The organism is Enterobacter cloacae complex sp. IR5428 (assembly GCF_049238585.1).
Lineage (GTDB): Bacteria > Pseudomonadota > Gammaproteobacteria > Enterobacterales > Enterobacteriaceae > Enterobacter > Enterobacter intestinihominis.
Map to the genome: position 1 here is coordinate 139,665 of NZ_JBMKHV010000004.1, position 15,206 is coordinate 154,870.

General features: G+C 53.7%; 13 protein-coding genes and 1 pseudogene. 3 read left to right on the plus strand and 11 right to left on the minus strand.

Annotated elements, in window-relative coordinates; all coding sequences use genetic code 11:
• Nucleotides 1–6: 6 nt before the first annotated feature.
• The 6 genes from nuoF to lrhA form a co-directional block, all read right to left on the minus strand.
• A complete protein-coding gene (nuoF, locus tag ACOTXC_RS07155; RefSeq protein WP_006811381.1) occupies nucleotides 7–1,344 on the minus strand; it encodes an NADH-quinone oxidoreductase subunit NuoF in 1,338 nt (445 codons plus the stop codon).
• The gene (nuoE, locus tag ACOTXC_RS07160; protein WP_006176513.1) at nucleotides 1,341–1,841 is read right to left on the minus strand and encodes an NADH-quinone oxidoreductase subunit NuoE; all 501 of its coding nucleotides are present in this window, start codon (nucleotides 1,839–1,841) and stop codon (nucleotides 1,341–1,343) included. Before nuoE ends, nuoF begins: the two co-directional genes overlap by 4 nt.
• A gap of 2 nt (nucleotides 1,842–1,843) precedes the next feature.
• Nucleotides 1,844–3,646: an NADH-quinone oxidoreductase subunit C/D gene (gene nuoC, locus ACOTXC_RS07165; protein WP_003861484.1), complete on the minus strand. Its 1,803-nt coding sequence runs from the start codon at nucleotides 3,644–3,646 to the stop codon at nucleotides 1,844–1,846.
• An 89-nt stretch (nucleotides 3,647–3,735) separates the two neighbouring features.
• A complete protein-coding gene (gene nuoB / locus ACOTXC_RS07170; RefSeq protein WP_003861482.1) occupies nucleotides 3,736–4,410 on the minus strand; it encodes an NADH-quinone oxidoreductase subunit NuoB in 675 nt (224 codons plus the stop codon).
• A 15-nt stretch (nucleotides 4,411–4,425) separates the two neighbouring features.
• Nucleotides 4,426–4,866: an NADH-quinone oxidoreductase subunit NuoA gene (nuoA, locus tag ACOTXC_RS07175; protein ID WP_003861475.1), complete on the minus strand. Its 441-nt coding sequence runs from the start codon at nucleotides 4,864–4,866 to the stop codon at nucleotides 4,426–4,428.
• Nucleotides 4,867–5,497: 631 nt separating this feature from the next.
• Nucleotides 5,498–6,436, minus strand: coding sequence for a transcriptional regulator LrhA (lrhA, locus tag ACOTXC_RS07180; RefSeq protein ID WP_032622483.1), 939 nt, complete (start codon nucleotides 6,434–6,436; stop codon nucleotides 5,498–5,500).
• A gap of 936 nt (nucleotides 6,437–7,372) precedes the next feature.
• Here lrhA and alaA point away from each other — a divergent pair.
• A complete protein-coding gene (gene alaA, locus ACOTXC_RS07185; RefSeq protein WP_022648831.1) occupies nucleotides 7,373–8,587 on the plus strand; it encodes an alanine transaminase AlaA in 1,215 nt (404 codons plus the stop codon).
• A 117-nt stretch (nucleotides 8,588–8,704) separates the two neighbouring features.
• Nucleotides 8,705–9,304 carry a 5'-deoxynucleotidase gene (gene yfbR, locus ACOTXC_RS07190; protein WP_022648832.1) on the plus strand — a complete coding sequence of 200 codons (600 nt, stop codon included), beginning with the start codon at nucleotides 8,705–8,707 and terminating at the stop codon, nucleotides 9,302–9,304.
• A gap of 82 nt (nucleotides 9,305–9,386) precedes the next feature.
• On the opposite strand, the pseudogene ACOTXC_RS07195 reads toward yfbR, so the two are convergent.
• The 5 genes and pseudogenes from ACOTXC_RS07195 to yfbV form a co-directional block, all read right to left on the minus strand.
• A pseudogene (locus ACOTXC_RS07195) lies at nucleotides 9,387–9,478 on the minus strand (hypothetical protein); the annotation flags it as partial.
• Between the two features lie 505 nt (nucleotides 9,479–9,983).
• Nucleotides 9,984–11,816 carry an SLC13 family permease gene (locus ACOTXC_RS07200; protein WP_421767528.1) on the minus strand — a complete coding sequence of 611 codons (1,833 nt, stop codon included), beginning with the start codon at nucleotides 11,814–11,816 and terminating at the stop codon, nucleotides 9,984–9,986.
• A gap of 75 nt (nucleotides 11,817–11,891) precedes the next feature.
• A complete protein-coding gene (locus ACOTXC_RS07205) occupies nucleotides 11,892–12,551 on the minus strand; it encodes a sugar phosphatase (protein WP_126490275.1) in 660 nt (219 codons plus the stop codon).
• Between the two features lie 11 nt (nucleotides 12,552–12,562).
• Complete coding sequence (locus ACOTXC_RS07210; RefSeq protein ID WP_008502874.1) at nucleotides 12,563–13,057, minus strand: YfbU family protein; 495 nt, start codon at nucleotides 13,055–13,057, stop codon at nucleotides 12,563–12,565.
• A 92-nt stretch (nucleotides 13,058–13,149) separates the two neighbouring features.
• On the minus strand, nucleotides 13,150–13,605 hold the full coding sequence (gene yfbV, locus ACOTXC_RS07215; protein ID WP_003861459.1) for a terminus macrodomain insulation protein YfbV: 456 nt from the start codon (nucleotides 13,603–13,605) through the stop codon (nucleotides 13,150–13,152).
• A 335-nt stretch (nucleotides 13,606–13,940) separates the two neighbouring features.
• Here yfbV and ackA point away from each other — a divergent pair, with 335 nt between their 5' ends.
• Nucleotides 13,941–15,143 (plus strand): acetate kinase, encoded by a 1,203-nt coding sequence (ackA, locus tag ACOTXC_RS07220; protein WP_022648835.1) that lies wholly within the window; start codon nucleotides 13,941–13,943, stop codon nucleotides 15,141–15,143.
• Nucleotides 15,144–15,206: the final 63 nt, after the last annotated feature.

The window sequence follows — 15,206 nt, forward strand, 5'->3', positions numbered from 1 at the left end:
CTGTTTTTACCAGCGTGCTTTCAGCAGGTTCGGCTGAATACCATTGATAGAATGGGTATTGCTGAACGGCTGCTTGATGCCTGCTTCGAATTCGTCGCGGAAATATTTAATCGCGCTCTGCAGCGGCTCGACGGCACCCGGTGCGTGAGCACAGAAGGTTTTACCTGGCCCTAAGAATCGACACAGTTGCTCAAGTGTCTCGATATCGCCAGGCTGGCCTTCGCCACGTTCGATAGCGCGCAGGATCTTCACGCTCCACGGCAGACCGTCACGGCATGGTGTACACCAGCCGCAGGACTCGCGGGCGAAGAACTCTTCCAGGTTACGCACCAGGGATACCATGCCGATCTCGTGGTCGACGGCCATCGCCAGCGCGGTACCCAGACGGCTGCCTGCTTTACCAATGCTTTCGAACTCCATTGGCAGGTCAAGGTGGGCTTCGGTTAAGAAGTCTGTCCCTGCCCCACCCGGCTGCCAGGCTTTGAATTTCAGGCCATCGCGCATGCCGCCGGCGTAGTCTTCAAGAATTTCACGTGCGGTGGTGCCGAACGGCAGCTCCCAGACGCCAGGATTCTTCACGCGACCGGAGAAGCCCATCAGCTTGGTACCGGCATCTTTACTTGATGAGATGCCCTGATACCACTCCACGCCGTTCGCAAGGATAGCCGGAACGTTACACAGGGTTTCGACGTTGTTTACACAGGTCGGTTTACCCCATACGCCGGAGCTTGCCGGGAACGGTGGCTTGGAGCGCGGGTTCGCGCGGCGGCCTTCCAGGGAGTTAATCAGCGCGGTTTCTTCACCGCAGATATAACGCCCGGCACCGGTGTGCACGAACAGCTCGAAGTCAAACCCGGTGCCCAGGATGTTTTTACCCAGCAGTCCGGCTTCAGTGGCTTCGGCAATCGCGCGACGCAGGTTTTCAGCCGCTTCGATGTATTCGCCGCGCAGGAAGATGTAGCCACGGTACGCTTTCAGCGCGAACGCGGAGATCAGCATGCCTTCCACCAGCAGGTGCGGCAGCTGTTCCATCAGCAGGCGGTCTTTATAGGTACCCGGCTCCATTTCATCGGCGTTACACAGCAGGTAACGGATGTTCATGGATTCATCTTTCGGCATCAGGCTCCACTTCAGACCGGTGGAGAAGCCCGCACCGCCGCGCCCTTTCAGGCCAGAATCTTTTACCGCATTAACGATGTCGTCTGGCGCCATGCCGCCGAGGGCTTTACGCGCACCGGCATAGCCGTTTTTGCTCTGATATTCGTCGAGCCAGACCGGCTGTTTGTCATCGCGCAGACGCCAGGTCAGCGGATGCGTCTCAGCAGTACGAATTACAGTTTTCATTTGTACTGCTCCAGCAGGTCAGGAATCGCTTCCGGCGTCAGATGGCTGTGAGTGTCCTCATCAATCATCATGGTCGGTCCCTTGTCGCAGTTACCCAGGCAGCAGGTTGGCAGCAGGGTAAAGCGTCCGTCGAACGTGGTCTGGCCCGGCTTAATATTAAGTTTCTTCTCAATCGCAGCCTGAATGCCCTGATAACCGGTAATGTGGCAGACAACGCTGTCACAGTAGCGGATCACATGGCGGCCGACCGGCTGACGGAAGATCTGGCTGTAGAACGTGGCTACGCCTTCTACGTCACTCGCCGGAATGCCCAGCACTTTTGCGATCTCATAGATCGCCCCATCCGGCACCCAACCACGCTGTTTCTGTACGATTTTCAGCGCTTCAATGGACGCCGCACGCGGGTCTTCGTAGTGGTGCATCTCGTGCTCAATGGCGGCACGCTCTGCTTCACTCAGCTCAAAAGCCTCGGTTTGTGGTTGTTGATTCTCGTGCATAATTAGCGGTCCACATCTGACATAACAAAATCGATACTACCCAGATACACAATCAGGTCGGAGACCAGACTGCCGCGAATGGCGGCCGGGATCTGCTGCAGGTGCGCAAAGCTTGGCGTACGCACGCGGGTACGGTAGCTCATGGTGCTGCCGTCGCTGGTGAGGTAGTAGCTGTTGATACCCTTGGTCGCTTCAATCATCTGGAAGGATTCTTGTGCCGGCATGACCGGGCCCCAGGAAACCTGCAAGAAGTGGGTGATCAGGGTTTCGATATGTTGCAGCGTGCGCTCTTTCGGTGGCGGCGTCGTCAGCGGGTGATCCGCCTTGAACGGGCCTTCCGGCATGTTGTTGAGGCACTGCTCAAGGATGCGCAGGCTCTGGCGCAGCTCTTCCACTTTCAGCATCACGCGGGTGTAGCAGTCGGAAACGCCGCCGCCAACCGGGACTTCAAAGTCGAAGTTCTCGTAGCCAGAGTAAGGACGGGCTTTACGCACGTCGAAATCAATACCGGTCGCACGCAGGCCAGCACCTGTGGTTCCCCACTCCAGCGCCTCTTTCGCGCCGTAGGCGGCAACGCCCTGGGAGCGGCCTTTCAGGATGGAGTTACGCAGCGCGGCTTTCTCGTAAGACGCCAGACGTTTCGGCATCCAGTCGAGGAATTCACGCAGCAGGCGGTCCCAGCCGCGCGGCAGATCGTGCGCCACGCCGCCGATGCGGAACCAGGCCGGGTGCATACGGAAACCGGTAATCGCTTCCACCAGATCGTAGATTTTCTGACGGTCGGTAAAGGCGAAGAAGACCGGCGTCATCGCGCCGACGTCCTGAATGAACGTGGAGATGTACAGCAGGTGGCTGTTAATACGGAACAGTTCAGACAGCATCACGCGAATCACATTAACGCGATCCGGGACGGTGATGCCTGCCAGTTTCTCAACAGCCAGCACGTATGGCATCTCGTTTACGCAGCCGCCGAGGTATTCGATACGGTCGGTATACGGAATGTAGCTGTGCCAGGACTGACGCTCGCCCATCTTCTCAGCACCACGGTGGTGGTAGCCGATGTCAGGCACGCAGTCGACAATCTCTTCGCCGTCAAGCTGAAGAATAATACGGAATGCACCGTGCGCAGACGGGTGGTTTGGACCGAGGTTAAGGAACATGAAGTCCTCGTTTTCGGTGCCGCGCTTCATGCCCCAGTCTTCCGGCTTGAAGGTCAGCGCTTCCATCTCCAGATCCTGCTTGGCTTTGGTCAGCTCAAACGGGTCGAATTCGGTGGCGCGTGCCGGGTAGTCTTTACGCAGCGGGTGGCCGGTCCAGGTCTGCGGCATCATGATGCGCGTCAGATGCGGGTGGCCGTCGAAGGTCATGCCGAACATTTCCCAGGTTTCACGCTCGTACCAGTTAGCGTTCGGGAAAAGTTTGGTGATCGTCGGCAGATGCATGTCGTTTTCAGACAATGCCACCTTGAGCATGATATCCGTGTTGCGGTCTATTGAGATCAGGTGGTAGAAAACGGAAAAATCCGCAGCAGGGAGACCCTGGCGGTGCGTTCTCAGACGTTCGTCCATGCCGTGTAAGTCAAACAGCATGACGTAAGGTTTTGGCAATTTCTTGAGGAAATCGACAACTTCCAGTAATTGCTCACGCTTCACCCAAACAACGGGTACCCCGGTGCGGGTGGCCTGAACAGTAAAGGCATCCGGCCCAAAACGGTTGCGCAGTTCGCCAATGACGGGGTCATCGAGATGATCCCGGGTCTGCCAGGCGGCTTCTTGCGCGGTTAAGTCGGTCATATTGTTCACCATTGCAAATGGTCCGTGGTGACTGTTAAGCCTGGCTTCGCGCTATTTGAGTAGTGATATGCGAAGGTGTTCTCCAGGCCCACAGGCGCAAATTAAATTTCGTCAGGCGTACGCAGGTTGGTGACGGCAATACGTTCACCACGTTTACGCTCGCGCTCAGACTGCATGTTCGCGCGATAGACACCTTGATCGCCAACAACCCAGGAGAGCGGACGGCGTTCTTTACCGATTGACTCCTGCAGCAGCATCAGCGCCTGCATATAGGCCTCTGGACGCGGCGGGCAGCCCGGGATGTACACATCCACCGGAATGAACTTATCAACGCCCTGCACAACGGAATAAATGTCGTACATACCGCCGGAGTTTGCACATGCGCCCATGGAGATTACCCATTTTGGCTCCAGCATCTGGTCATAAAGACGCTGAATAACCGGTGCCATCTTGGTAAAGCAGGTCCCGGCCACCACCATCAGGTCAGCCTGACGTGGAGAAGCACGCAGTACCTCGGCCCCAAAACGCGCAACGTCATGCACCGCAGTGAATGACGTCACCATTTCAACGTAGCAGCAAGAAAGGCCAAAGTTGTATGGCCAGATGGAGTTCTTACGACCCCAGTTGACCATATCGTGCATGGCATGTTCGAGCTTGCCCATGTACACGCTTTTGTTGACTTCTTGCTCCAGGGGGTCGGTTACGATCTCCTGTTTTTGCAGGGGGTAACGGTCATTCTCACCGTTAGGATCTATGCGGGTGAGCGTATAATCCATCTTATTGCCTCGCTGTTACTGCTGACGATTAGAGATACTGTTTTCCGGGTTGATGTGTTCACGGCGTGAACGCACAGGTGTCCAGTCCAGCGCGCCAATACGCACCAGATAAACCAGACCGGCCAGTAACACTAAAATGAAAATTGCGGCCTCGACAAAGCCCACCCAACCACTTTCGCGAATGGAGGTAGACCACGCGAAGAGGTAAAGCGCTTCCACGTCGAAAATGACGAAGAACATGGCTACCAGGTAGAACTTGGCAGACAGGCGTAAGCGAGCGGTACCTACTGAATCAATACCTGATTCGAAAGGTGTGTTTTTGTGCCTTGCGCGGGCGCGACCGCCCAGGAACCAGCCGCCGACTAACATCAGGCAGCACAGGCCAATGGCTACAATAAGAAAGATTGCGAATGCCCAGTGATGAGCGATGACTTCTGTGGATGTTGACATACTCATTGCTTACTCATCAAAAGTGATACCGACGACACTGCTCTTGCTGGCAGATGGGCATCACATCGATTCATGGGGAGGAACAAAATAACCTTACACTAACTGTCAGAAATGAGACATAGACAGCAAAATGATGGGGTTTTTTACTCCTTTCTATAACCTTTTGTCAACTTTAACAAAGGTTTCTTCACATTAAATTACAACGTGCGATTCTCATTAACATTTGGTGCCCTTTAACCCTGGTGGGTACATGACTTTACGTCAAATGCATCTTGTTGAATCGTGTCCGTTTTGGAAGTAAAAAAAATAACCCTCCTATTTTGACAGGATTTGCCAACGATTCCTCCCCCCAAATGGGAGTATTTTCTTGATCTGAGACACGCTTTTGTTAATTCAATCAAAAAAACAGCAACATATTTCCTGTTTTTTTAACATCGGCGGGGTATTAGGCAAGTTAGAAGAGGTATCGTTTATAACTTAACCAAAAGCATTTTCTGCATTGATAAATAAGCGGTATTTGCTTTAACCCTGCTCCGTTCGCGGTTATGAATAGCAAAAAAAACCACTCGCAGGAAAAAATCATGCGAGTGGCTCTTTTTTGCACTTACATTTTGTTACGAGAATTTTGGGGGAATGATCACTCAAAATCCCTTTCCACAATCAGGGAGTCATCCCCTCCTTCCGGAGTAACAGGCGCGTACTGCCATGGATTGTGGTAGTTTTCCATTGCCTCGAATACCACTTTCGCTAGCTCGTTGTTGCTGGCGGCATTATGGCACAGCAGGTACTCCGTATCCGGCAACGACGGGAGTCCCTCAGATTGACCCAGCACACGCAGATCGGGGCTCATCATCTCCACCGGACGGGCTGTTACGCCAAGTCCGGCCTTCACTGCCGCTCGTACCGCAGGCAACGTTGACGCAACGTACGCCAGGCGCCACGGAATACTGGCTTCGTTGAGCGCAGTCAGCACCATATCGCGGAACGGACTAGGATCGTCCAGCAGGACCAGGGGTATTGGCTCACCTTTTTGCAATACGTACTCCGCGGCACAGTACCAGTGCGTAGGAGAAGTACGCAGCGTCAGGCAGTCATACTGGCCAGGTCGATGCGTGGTGACCACCAGGTCAACCTCGTTTTCTTTCAGCATCTCAACCATGAAGGCATTGCGTTTAACGCTAACGTCCAGGGCAAGCTTCGGATAAACCGAGCTAATTCGGTTGAGAAGGAAGGGCAAAATGGTATCTGCTGATTCATCTGACGCCCCTAATGTTAACACTCCCTGAAGGTTGCTAAACATTAATGACATACAGGCTTCATCATTAAAGCGCAGTATCTTTCTGGCATAACCCAGAAGCTGAATACCATGTTCTGTTAAAAGCTTATTACGTCCATGACGCGCAAAAAGCTCTTTACCAACCAGTTGTTCCAGCCGCTGCATTTGCTGACTCACGGCGGACTGGGTACGGCAAACGGCGGCAGCAGCTGCTGCAAAAGTGTTGAGATCGGCGACCGCAACAAACGTTCTCAGCAGATCGAGGTCGAGATTCATTATCGGACGATTTGCATTTATCATATCTTTTCACTTTCAGGTTGCTCGTGCGGAGCTGCCCGGGTTGAAGCTGTGTGTAACAGTTAAGCAATTCCTTCTGAAGAGTTTCCCTCGCGTCCCGGCCCGGCAGACTGCCTGACAGATAGTTATTGTACTTTGGTATATCAACAGTCAGAAATCACGTTTCATGACGTTATTTTTATTCTCTTGCGTTCAGGATATTTCGTTATCTGAAGGTAGATGTAAATTCCATTAAGAGTAAGACATGTTTTCTGCCATCTATATCGCAGCGTTGCCAGCGTAGCAAGATGTGACTTACCCAATCAGCCAGAGATTACTTTAACAATAACAATCGATTAATACAGGAAGGCAGAAGCTGATATACGTAACAGGCCTATCGCTACGCTGCATTCCCAAAACACATCTTAACCCAAATCCACTATATTTATAAGTCTTATTGCAATATAACGGATTTAACGCCAATGATAAGCAACTACACTCTTTTTATTAAAATTAACGAAAGTTGCATTTTCGTCGTTAATAATAAATAAAGTTTAATTTAGATTCAGGCCATTCATTAATAACACTTAACATTAATTTCACATGAGTAACTTTTAACCTGGCTTTGCTAATAGAGCAAACTGTATCTCAGCATTCAGGTTTTACGAATGGTCACTCAGGGGGACTAACGCTTCAGCCCGGATCGTCTTTTTAATTAAATCAGAATAATATTAATATTTATGTGGAACTTTCAGCATAAAAAACCCAACATTAAGCGTTTTCACGGTAATTTCAGGCGCAAAATCACTCCATCATTAGATTAAGCAATCACAGCAGTGCTGCCTGGTTGGACAAAATCTTCTTCTGTGCGCCCTTCAAAACGAAGCGCGGTGGGAGTACATTGTTCCGTGCTGCTTCCACGGCAGGAAGTTGCAATAATAGCGAAAAGGTTAAAGGTTCATGTCCCCTATCGAAAAATCCAGCAAGCTCGACAACGTCTGTTACGACATCCGTGGCCCGGTACTCAAAGAGGCAAAACGCCTTGAAGAGGAAGGCAATAAGGTTCTGAAACTCAACATCGGCAACCCCGCGCCATTTGGTTTTGAAGCGCCGGATGAGATCCTGGTGGATGTGATCCGTAACCTGCCCACTGCACAAGGCTACTGCGATTCAAAAGGGCTCTACTCCGCCCGTAAAGCCATTATGCAGCACTACCAGGCTCGCGGTATGCGCGACGTCACCGTTGAAGATATCTACATTGGCAACGGTGTCTCGGAGCTGATCGTTCAGGCGATGCAGGCGCTCCTGAACAGCGGCGATGAAATGCTGGTTCCCGCTCCAGACTATCCGCTGTGGACGGCTGCGGTATCGCTCTCCAGCGGTAAAGCGGTGCACTATCTTTGCGATGAATCGTCGGACTGGTTCCCGGATCTGGATGACATTCGCGCCAAAATAACACCGCGCACCCGGGGAATCGTGATCATTAACCCGAATAACCCGACGGGCGCGGTCTATTCAAAAGAGCTGCTGATGGAGATCGTCGAGATCGCCCGCCTGCACAACCTGATCATCTTTGCCGACGAGATTTACGACAAGATCCTGTACGACGCGGCGCAGCACCACTCTATCGCCGCGCTGGCGCCCGATCTGCTGACGGTCACCTTTAACGGACTGTCTAAAACTTACCGCGTTGCCGGTTTCCGTCAGGGCTGGATGGTACTGAACGGTCCGAAAAAACATGCGAAAGGCTACATTGAAGGGCTGGAGATGCTGGCATCCATGCGTCTGTGCGCCAACGTACCGGCGCAACATGCGATCCAGACAGCACTCGGGGGCTATCAAAGCATCAGCGAGTTTATCGTTCCAGGCGGCCGCCTCTATGAACAGCGCAACCGTGCATGGGAATTAATTAATGATATTCCGGGCGTCTCCTGCGTGAAGCCTAACGGCGCGCTGTATATGTTCCCGAAAATCGACGCGAAGCGCTTCAATATTCACGACGACCAGAAAATGGTGCTCGACTTCCTGTTGCAGGAAAAAGTGCTGCTGGTTCAGGGGACGGCGTTTAACTGGCCGTGGCCGGATCACGTGCGTATTGTAACCCTGCCGCGCGAAGACGATCTCGAAATGGCCATCAGCCGCTTCGGGCGATTCCTCTCGGGGTACCATCAGTAACGCTGACTTTCCGCCGGGTGGCGCTGCGCTTACCCGGCCTGTAACATCTGCAAATTTGCATCTTCCCTCCCCTCCCCGCACAATGAAGTCCGTCGCAGTGAAGACATAAGGTAACCTATGAGTCAGAGTCATTTCTTTGCCCACCTCTCCCGCCTGAAACTCATCAACCGCTGGCCGCTGATGCGCAACGTGCGCACTGAAAATGTGTCTGAGCACAGTTTGCAGGTTGCTATGGTCGCTCATGCGCTGGCAGCAATTAAAAACCGCAAATTCAACGGGCAGGTTAATGCCGAACGTATCGCCCTGCTGGCGTTGTACCACGATGCATCGGAAGTGCTGACCGGGGATCTGCCTACGCCGGTGAAATATTTCAACTCGCAGATTGCCCAGGAATATAAGGCCATTGAGAAGATTGCCCAGCAGAAGCTGATCGATATGGTGCCTGATGAGCTGCGTGATATCTTCGGGCCACTGATCGACGAGCATCAGTATACGGAAGAGGAGAAATCCCTGGTTAAGCAGGCCGATGCGCTGTGCGCCTACCTGAAATGTCTGGAAGAGTTATCCGCGGGGAATAACGAGTTCCTGCTGGCGAAAACGCGCCTGGAGAAAACGCTCGACTCCCGCCGTAGCGAAGAGATGGATTACTTTATGCAGGTGTTTGTGCCGAGCTTCCATTTGTCTCTGGATGAGATCAGTCAGGATTCACCGCTGTAGTTTTTCGCCCAGCGGCGCTGCGCTTGCAGGGCCTACGGATCACGTAGGCCGTGTAAGGCGTAGCCGCCACCCGGCAATGTTCTCAGAACGGGAATAACACCGGAATCAGCACCACGCATACCAGCATCACCAGCACGGTGAACGGCACGCCAATTTCACGAAGTCGCTGGATGAGATTAGCAAGGATTCGCCGCTGTAGTTTTTCGCCCAGCGGCGCTACGCTTGCAGGGCCTACGGATCACGTAGGCCGGGTAAGGCGTAGCCGCCACCCGGCGATGTTCTCAGAACGGGAATTACACCGGAATCAGCACCACGCATACCAGCATCACCAGCACGGTGAACGGCACGCCAATTTCACGAAGTCGCTGGATGAGATCAGTCAGGATTCACCGCTGTAGTTTTTCGCCCAGCGGCGCTGCGCTTGCAGGGCCTACGGATCACGTAGGCCGGGTAAGGCGTAGCCGCCACCCGGCAATGTTCTCAGAACGGGAATTACACCGGAATCAGCACCACGCATACCAGCATCACCAGCACGGTGAACGGCACGCCAATTTCACGAAGTCGCTGGATGAGATTAGCAAGGATTCGCCGCTGTAGTTTTTCGCCCAGCGGCGCTGCGCTTGCAGGGCCTACGAATCACGTAGGCCGGGTAAGGCGTAGCCGCCACCCGGCGATGTTCTCAGAACGGGAATAACACCGGAATCAGCACCACGCATACCAGCATCACCAGCACGGTGAACGGCACGCCCAGCTTTACAAAATCGCTGAATCGATAGTTTCCCGGCCCCAGCACCAGGGTATTGACCGGGGAAGATACCGGCGTCATAAATGCCGCGGACGCCGCCATCGCTACCACCATCGCAAACGGATAGGGCGAAACGCCCATCGATTTTGCCATCGCCAGCGCAATAGGCGCCATCAGCACCGCCGTTGCGGTATTGGAGATGAACAAACCAATGGTGGCGCACATGACGAACAGGCAAACCATCATCAGGTACGGACCATATCCCCCGCCCGCGTCCATTAAGCCTTTTACGATCAAATCCACCCCGCCGGTTTTCTGTAGCGCCAGGGCGAAGGGCATCATCCCAACGATGAGAATGATGCTTGGCCAGTGAATCGCTTTGTAAGCGCTTTCGGCGTCGATACAGCGGAATTTGCCCATTAACAGACAGGCGATTGTCGCCGCCACCGGGTTAGGGATCTCGTCCGTCAGCATCAACGCGACCATCAACACCAGGCAAAAAATCGCATGGGGCGCCTGACTGTGCGCCGGTGACGCGTCGCTCTCTTCAATCGGCATATTCAGCACCACAAAATTGCGGCCTTTCTGCCCGAGCTGGCTAATCAGTTTCCAGTTGCCGACCACGAGGAAGATATCCCCCAGCAGGATCGGCTCATCCACCACCGCCCCTTCAAGGGCTACGCCATCGCGCTTCAGGCCCACCACGTTGAGGCCATAGCGGGTACGAAAGCCGATTTCGCGCACGGTTTTGCCCAATAACTCCGATTCCGGGATCAGCGACACCTCGGCCATTCCCACATCCAGCGCCCGGTCGGAGAAATACTCGCCGCGCAGCACCATCGGCTCCAGCAGCTGCTCGCTACAAAACTCTCGCAGATCCACGTCCGCGGTGGACATATCAATCAGCAGGACGTCACGCGCGCGAAACTCTGACACCCCATTCACGTTAACGATTACCCGACGAAAACGACGCCAGCGCTCAACCCCGATGACGTTCGCGCCATAGCGTTCGCGTAGCTTAAGGTCGTCCAGCCGCTGGCCTATCATCGGCGAACCGGGGCGGATAGCCAGCCGACGGGCGCGCCCGGTCAGACGGTACTCTTTGATCAAATCGCGAAAAGTTCGCCGCTTCCAGCCCTCTTTGGCTTTGTCCTGCTTCTCCCCTTTCAGCGCGAAACGGGTCAACAGCATATAGATAATGCCCATCACCAGTACAACCAGCCCGATCGGCGTGACGCTGAAAAAGCTAAACCCCTCAAGCCCCTCACGGATCAGTTCGCTGTTCACGACGAGGTTCGGCGGGGTCGCGACCAGCGTCATCATGCCGCTGATGAGCCCGGCAAAGCTCAACGGCATCATCAGCCGCGACGGGGAGATCTGCATCCTCATGCAGACGCTCAGCACAACCGGAATAAAGATGGCCACGACCCCCGTCGAGCTCATAAACGCACCCAGTCCGGCGACCGTCAGCATCAGGTAAATCAGCATTTTGGTTTCGCTGCTGCCCGCCACTTTAACCAGCCACGACCCCATCATCGTCGCTACGCCGGTGCGTACCAGCCCGTCGCCAATAATAAACAGGGCGGCAATCAAAATAACGTTGGGATCGCTAAACCCGGAAAAGGCTTCTGGCAGGGAAAGGGTACCGCTCAGAACGAACGCGACAATCACAAACAGGGCGACGGCATCCATGCGCACCTTGCCCGTGGCAAAAAGAATGATGGCGATTAACAGCAGGCTCAGGACCCAAATCAGTTCACCGTTCACAACATGTCCTTGTCAGTGGAGGAGAAGCAATTCTGCCATAAAAAAGCCCCGGTAATGCGGGGCTATATCATGGGATTACATTTTTAGCGAGACGGTTACAACGCCGTCTGATGCCTTCGAGACGTCGATGGCGGTCAGAGTATTAAGCACAAAATCCGCCTCCTCCAGCCGGGGGGACCCCGCCGGGACGTTAACGGCAATGACGTGGCTTCCGGCGTTCAGTCCGGCCAGCACGCCTGCCGCCGCGTCTTCCACCACCACGCACTCCGCTGGCGCAAGGCCGAGCATTTCAGCGCCGAGCAGAAACGCATCCGGTTCGGGCTTGCCGCGCTTTACGCGCTCAGCGGTAATGAAGACGTCCGGCGTCGGTAAACCGGCCGCCTTATGGCGGGCATGCGCGACAGGAACCGAGCCGGAGGTGACGATAGCCCACGGGATCTGCGCTTCATTCAGATGCTCAAGCAGTTCGCGCGCACCGGGCAGCGCGGTGATGCCCTCAGTGTCGGTAGCTTCAATCTGCTCCAGATATTTGAACTCCGCCTGAATCTCTTCCTCAGAACGTCCCGCCAGGAAGTGCCGCAATGAGGTAATGGCCTGTTTGCCATGGATGAAATTCAGTACATCCTGATGGTCGATGCCGTGCCTGTCGGCCCAATGACACCAGGAACGCTCCACTACCGGCAGCGAATCCACCAGCGTACCGTCCAGATCAAACAGAAAACCTTTACACTGCACACGCACCTCCGTCAGGCATTAATGATTTGTTGAATTTCGTTGCTGCTTAAATGGTACTGACGCGGACAGGCGTGCCACGCGCTCAGCATACGTTGATACTTATCCCACATCGGGGTCTGGGCGTTGAAGCCGTGCGTACCCGCATCAAAATGAGTGTAGCGCCCTTCAGTGTTCACCATAAAGCGCACATAGCTCAGATAGCGCGCTTCTGTCGCGGCATCAAAGCCCAGGAACGTTACGCGGCGCTCGTCAATGGACTGCTGGTCTTTCAGATTGGTCCAGGACACATGCAGTGCATGGTACATCTCCATGATGTCGATAACGATACGGCAGGTTTCCTCTTTCAGTTCGCCAAATTCGCGATCCAGTTCGCGCATCTGCAAGCCAAAACCACGTTCAACAATGGTTTGCAGGCGGCTGTAGCGCGCAGCGTTATCGGGATCAAGCATAGTCATCATCTTGTACTGGTTAGACAAAATCAGACGTTGAGCATGGGTCATTTCCATCTTTCGACTCCTGTAGCGCATTGCACTGTAAAAAAAAGACACGGTAACTGATTGTTACTGTGCCTTCTTTTGGTCGTCGTTTCGATGATCAATCACAAGTCATCGAGGAATGTTTTATCAAGCTGTTTAAACGCGCGCTTGAGGGTGTCCGCCAGCGCCTGATAATCCGGCTTGCCTTCAACCGGGGCGAGCGCCTGGCCGGCCTCCTCCAGTTTTCCACGCACTTCATAAAACCAGTGTAAAATAGAAGGCGGAAGTGGCGTGACGGAACGTTTACCTAACCACCACAATCCCTGCATCGGCAGGCTTAAAGCAAAGAGCGCCGTCGCGACGGCAGGTCCAAGCTGTCCACCCAGCGCAATTTGCCAGCAAAGAGTAAAGACGGCGATCGGGGGCATAAAGCGAATCGCATAGCGCGTGGCGCGAATAGTGCGATTTTCAATAAACATGGGCGCGAGGCGCTTTTCCATCGGCCATGTCTTTGCGTAATGCTGTCCCCGACGAAACAGACTAAAAAAGTTCACGGACGGGATTTCAGGTGTTGACATGGCTGTACCTCAACTTCACATATAAAAATTAAAATTTTCGTGCAAAACCACAACAGGCTATGACAACGTTCAAAATATTTTGTCATCGCTACCCCGTATCGGGTATCCTGTGCCAGCCTGATAGGCCGTAGACGAGAAGCGTTAACTCGTCAAATTATCGCATATTATGCCATTGTCTGAAAAATGTTCAAAATGGCTTAAAATCATAGGTATTTCTTCCATCCTGCCAGAATGTTCGTTTGGCATGATGTTAATCATAAATGTCTGAGTCAGCATGCGTTACGCTTTAGACTCATTGACGTTTTTTTAGCCACGTATCAATTATAGGTACTTCCATGTCGAGTAAGTTAGTACTGGTTCTGAACTGCGGTAGCTCTTCACTGAAATTCGCCATCATCGATGCGCTCAACGGTGATGAGTACCTCTCTGGTTTGGCCGAATGTTTCCATCTGCCTGAAGCACGTATCAAGTGGAAGATGGACGGCAGCAAACAAGAAGCGGCTTTAGGTGCAGGCGCCGCTCACAGTGAAGCGCTGAACTTTATCGTTAACACTATTCTGGCACAAAAACCAGAACTGTCTGCTCAGCTGACTGCGATTGGTCACCGTATCGTCCACGGCGGCGAAAAATACACCAGCTCCGTGGTAATCGACGACTCTGTGATTCAGGGCATCAAAGACTCTGCGTCTTTCGCACCGCTGCATAACCCGGCTCACCTGATCGGTATCGCTGAAGCACTGAAATCCTTCCCGAATCTGAAAGATAAAAACGTGGCCGTGTTTGACACCGCGTTCCATCAGACCATGCCGGAAGAGTCTTACCTCTATGCCCTGCCATACAGCCTGTACAAAGAGCACGGCGTACGTCGCTACGGCGCACACGGCACCAGCCACTTCTATGTGACTCAGGAAGCCGCAAAAGTACTGAACAAGCCGGTTGAAGAAGTCAACATCATCACCTGCCACCTGGGCAACGGTGGTTCTGTTTCTGCTATCCGCAACGGTAAGTGTGTTGATACCTCTATGGGTCTGACCCCGCTGGAAGGTCTGGTGATGGGTACCCGTTCCGGTGATATCGACCCGGCGATCATCTTCCACCTGCACGACACCCTGGGCATGAGCGTTGACGACATCAACAAAATGCTGACCAAAGAGTCTGGCCTGCTGGGTCTGACCGAAGTCACCAGCGACTGCCGTTACGTTGAAGACAACTACGCAGAAAAAGCTGACGCTAAACGTGCAATGGACGTTTATTGCCACCGTCTGGCGAAGTACATCGGTTCTTACACCGCGCTGATGGACGGTCGTCTGGACGCGGTTATCTTCACCGGCGGCATCGGTGAGAACGCGGCAATGGTACGTGAGCTGTCCCTGGGCAAACTGGGCGTACTGGGCTTCGAAGTCGATCACGAGCGTAACCTGGCTGCCCGCTTCGGCAAGTCTGGCTTCATCAACAAAGAAGGCACCCGCCCGGCTATCGTTATCCCAACTAACGAAGAGCTGGTCATCGCGCAAGACGCGTGCCGCCTGACTGCCTGATTCCACACCGCCAGCAATGCTGGCGGTGCTGTTTTGTAGCCCGCCCAACGCGGCGGTAACGAA

Coding starts and splice junctions, on each gene's coding strand:
- nuoF (WP_006811381.1), bottom strand. CDS start 1,344: ATGAAAACTGTAATTCGTACTGCTGAGACGCATCCGCTGACCTGGCGT.
- nuoE (WP_006176513.1), bottom strand. CDS start 1,841: ATGCACGAGAATCAACAACCACAAACCGAGGCTTTTGAGCTGAGTGAA.
- nuoC (WP_003861484.1), bottom strand. CDS start 3,646: ATGGTGAACAATATGACCGACTTAACCGCGCAAGAAGCCGCCTGGCAG.
- nuoB (WP_003861482.1), bottom strand. CDS start 4,410: ATGGATTATACGCTCACCCGCATAGATCCTAACGGTGAGAATGACCGT.
- nuoA (WP_003861475.1), bottom strand. CDS start 4,866: ATGAGTATGTCAACATCCACAGAAGTCATCGCTCATCACTGGGCATTC.
- lrhA (WP_032622483.1), bottom strand. CDS start 6,436: ATGATAAATGCAAATCGTCCGATAATGAATCTCGACCTCGATCTGCTG.
- alaA (WP_022648831.1), top strand. CDS start 7,373: ATGTCCCCTATCGAAAAATCCAGCAAGCTCGACAACGTCTGTTACGAC.
- yfbR (WP_022648832.1), top strand. CDS start 8,705: ATGAGTCAGAGTCATTTCTTTGCCCACCTCTCCCGCCTGAAACTCATC.
- ACOTXC_RS07210 (WP_008502874.1), bottom strand. CDS start 13,057: ATGGAAATGACCCATGCTCAACGTCTGATTTTGTCTAACCAGTACAAG.
- yfbV (WP_003861459.1), bottom strand. CDS start 13,605: ATGTCAACACCTGAAATCCCGTCCGTGAACTTTTTTAGTCTGTTTCGT.
- ackA (WP_022648835.1), top strand. CDS start 13,941: ATGTCGAGTAAGTTAGTACTGGTTCTGAACTGCGGTAGCTCTTCACTG.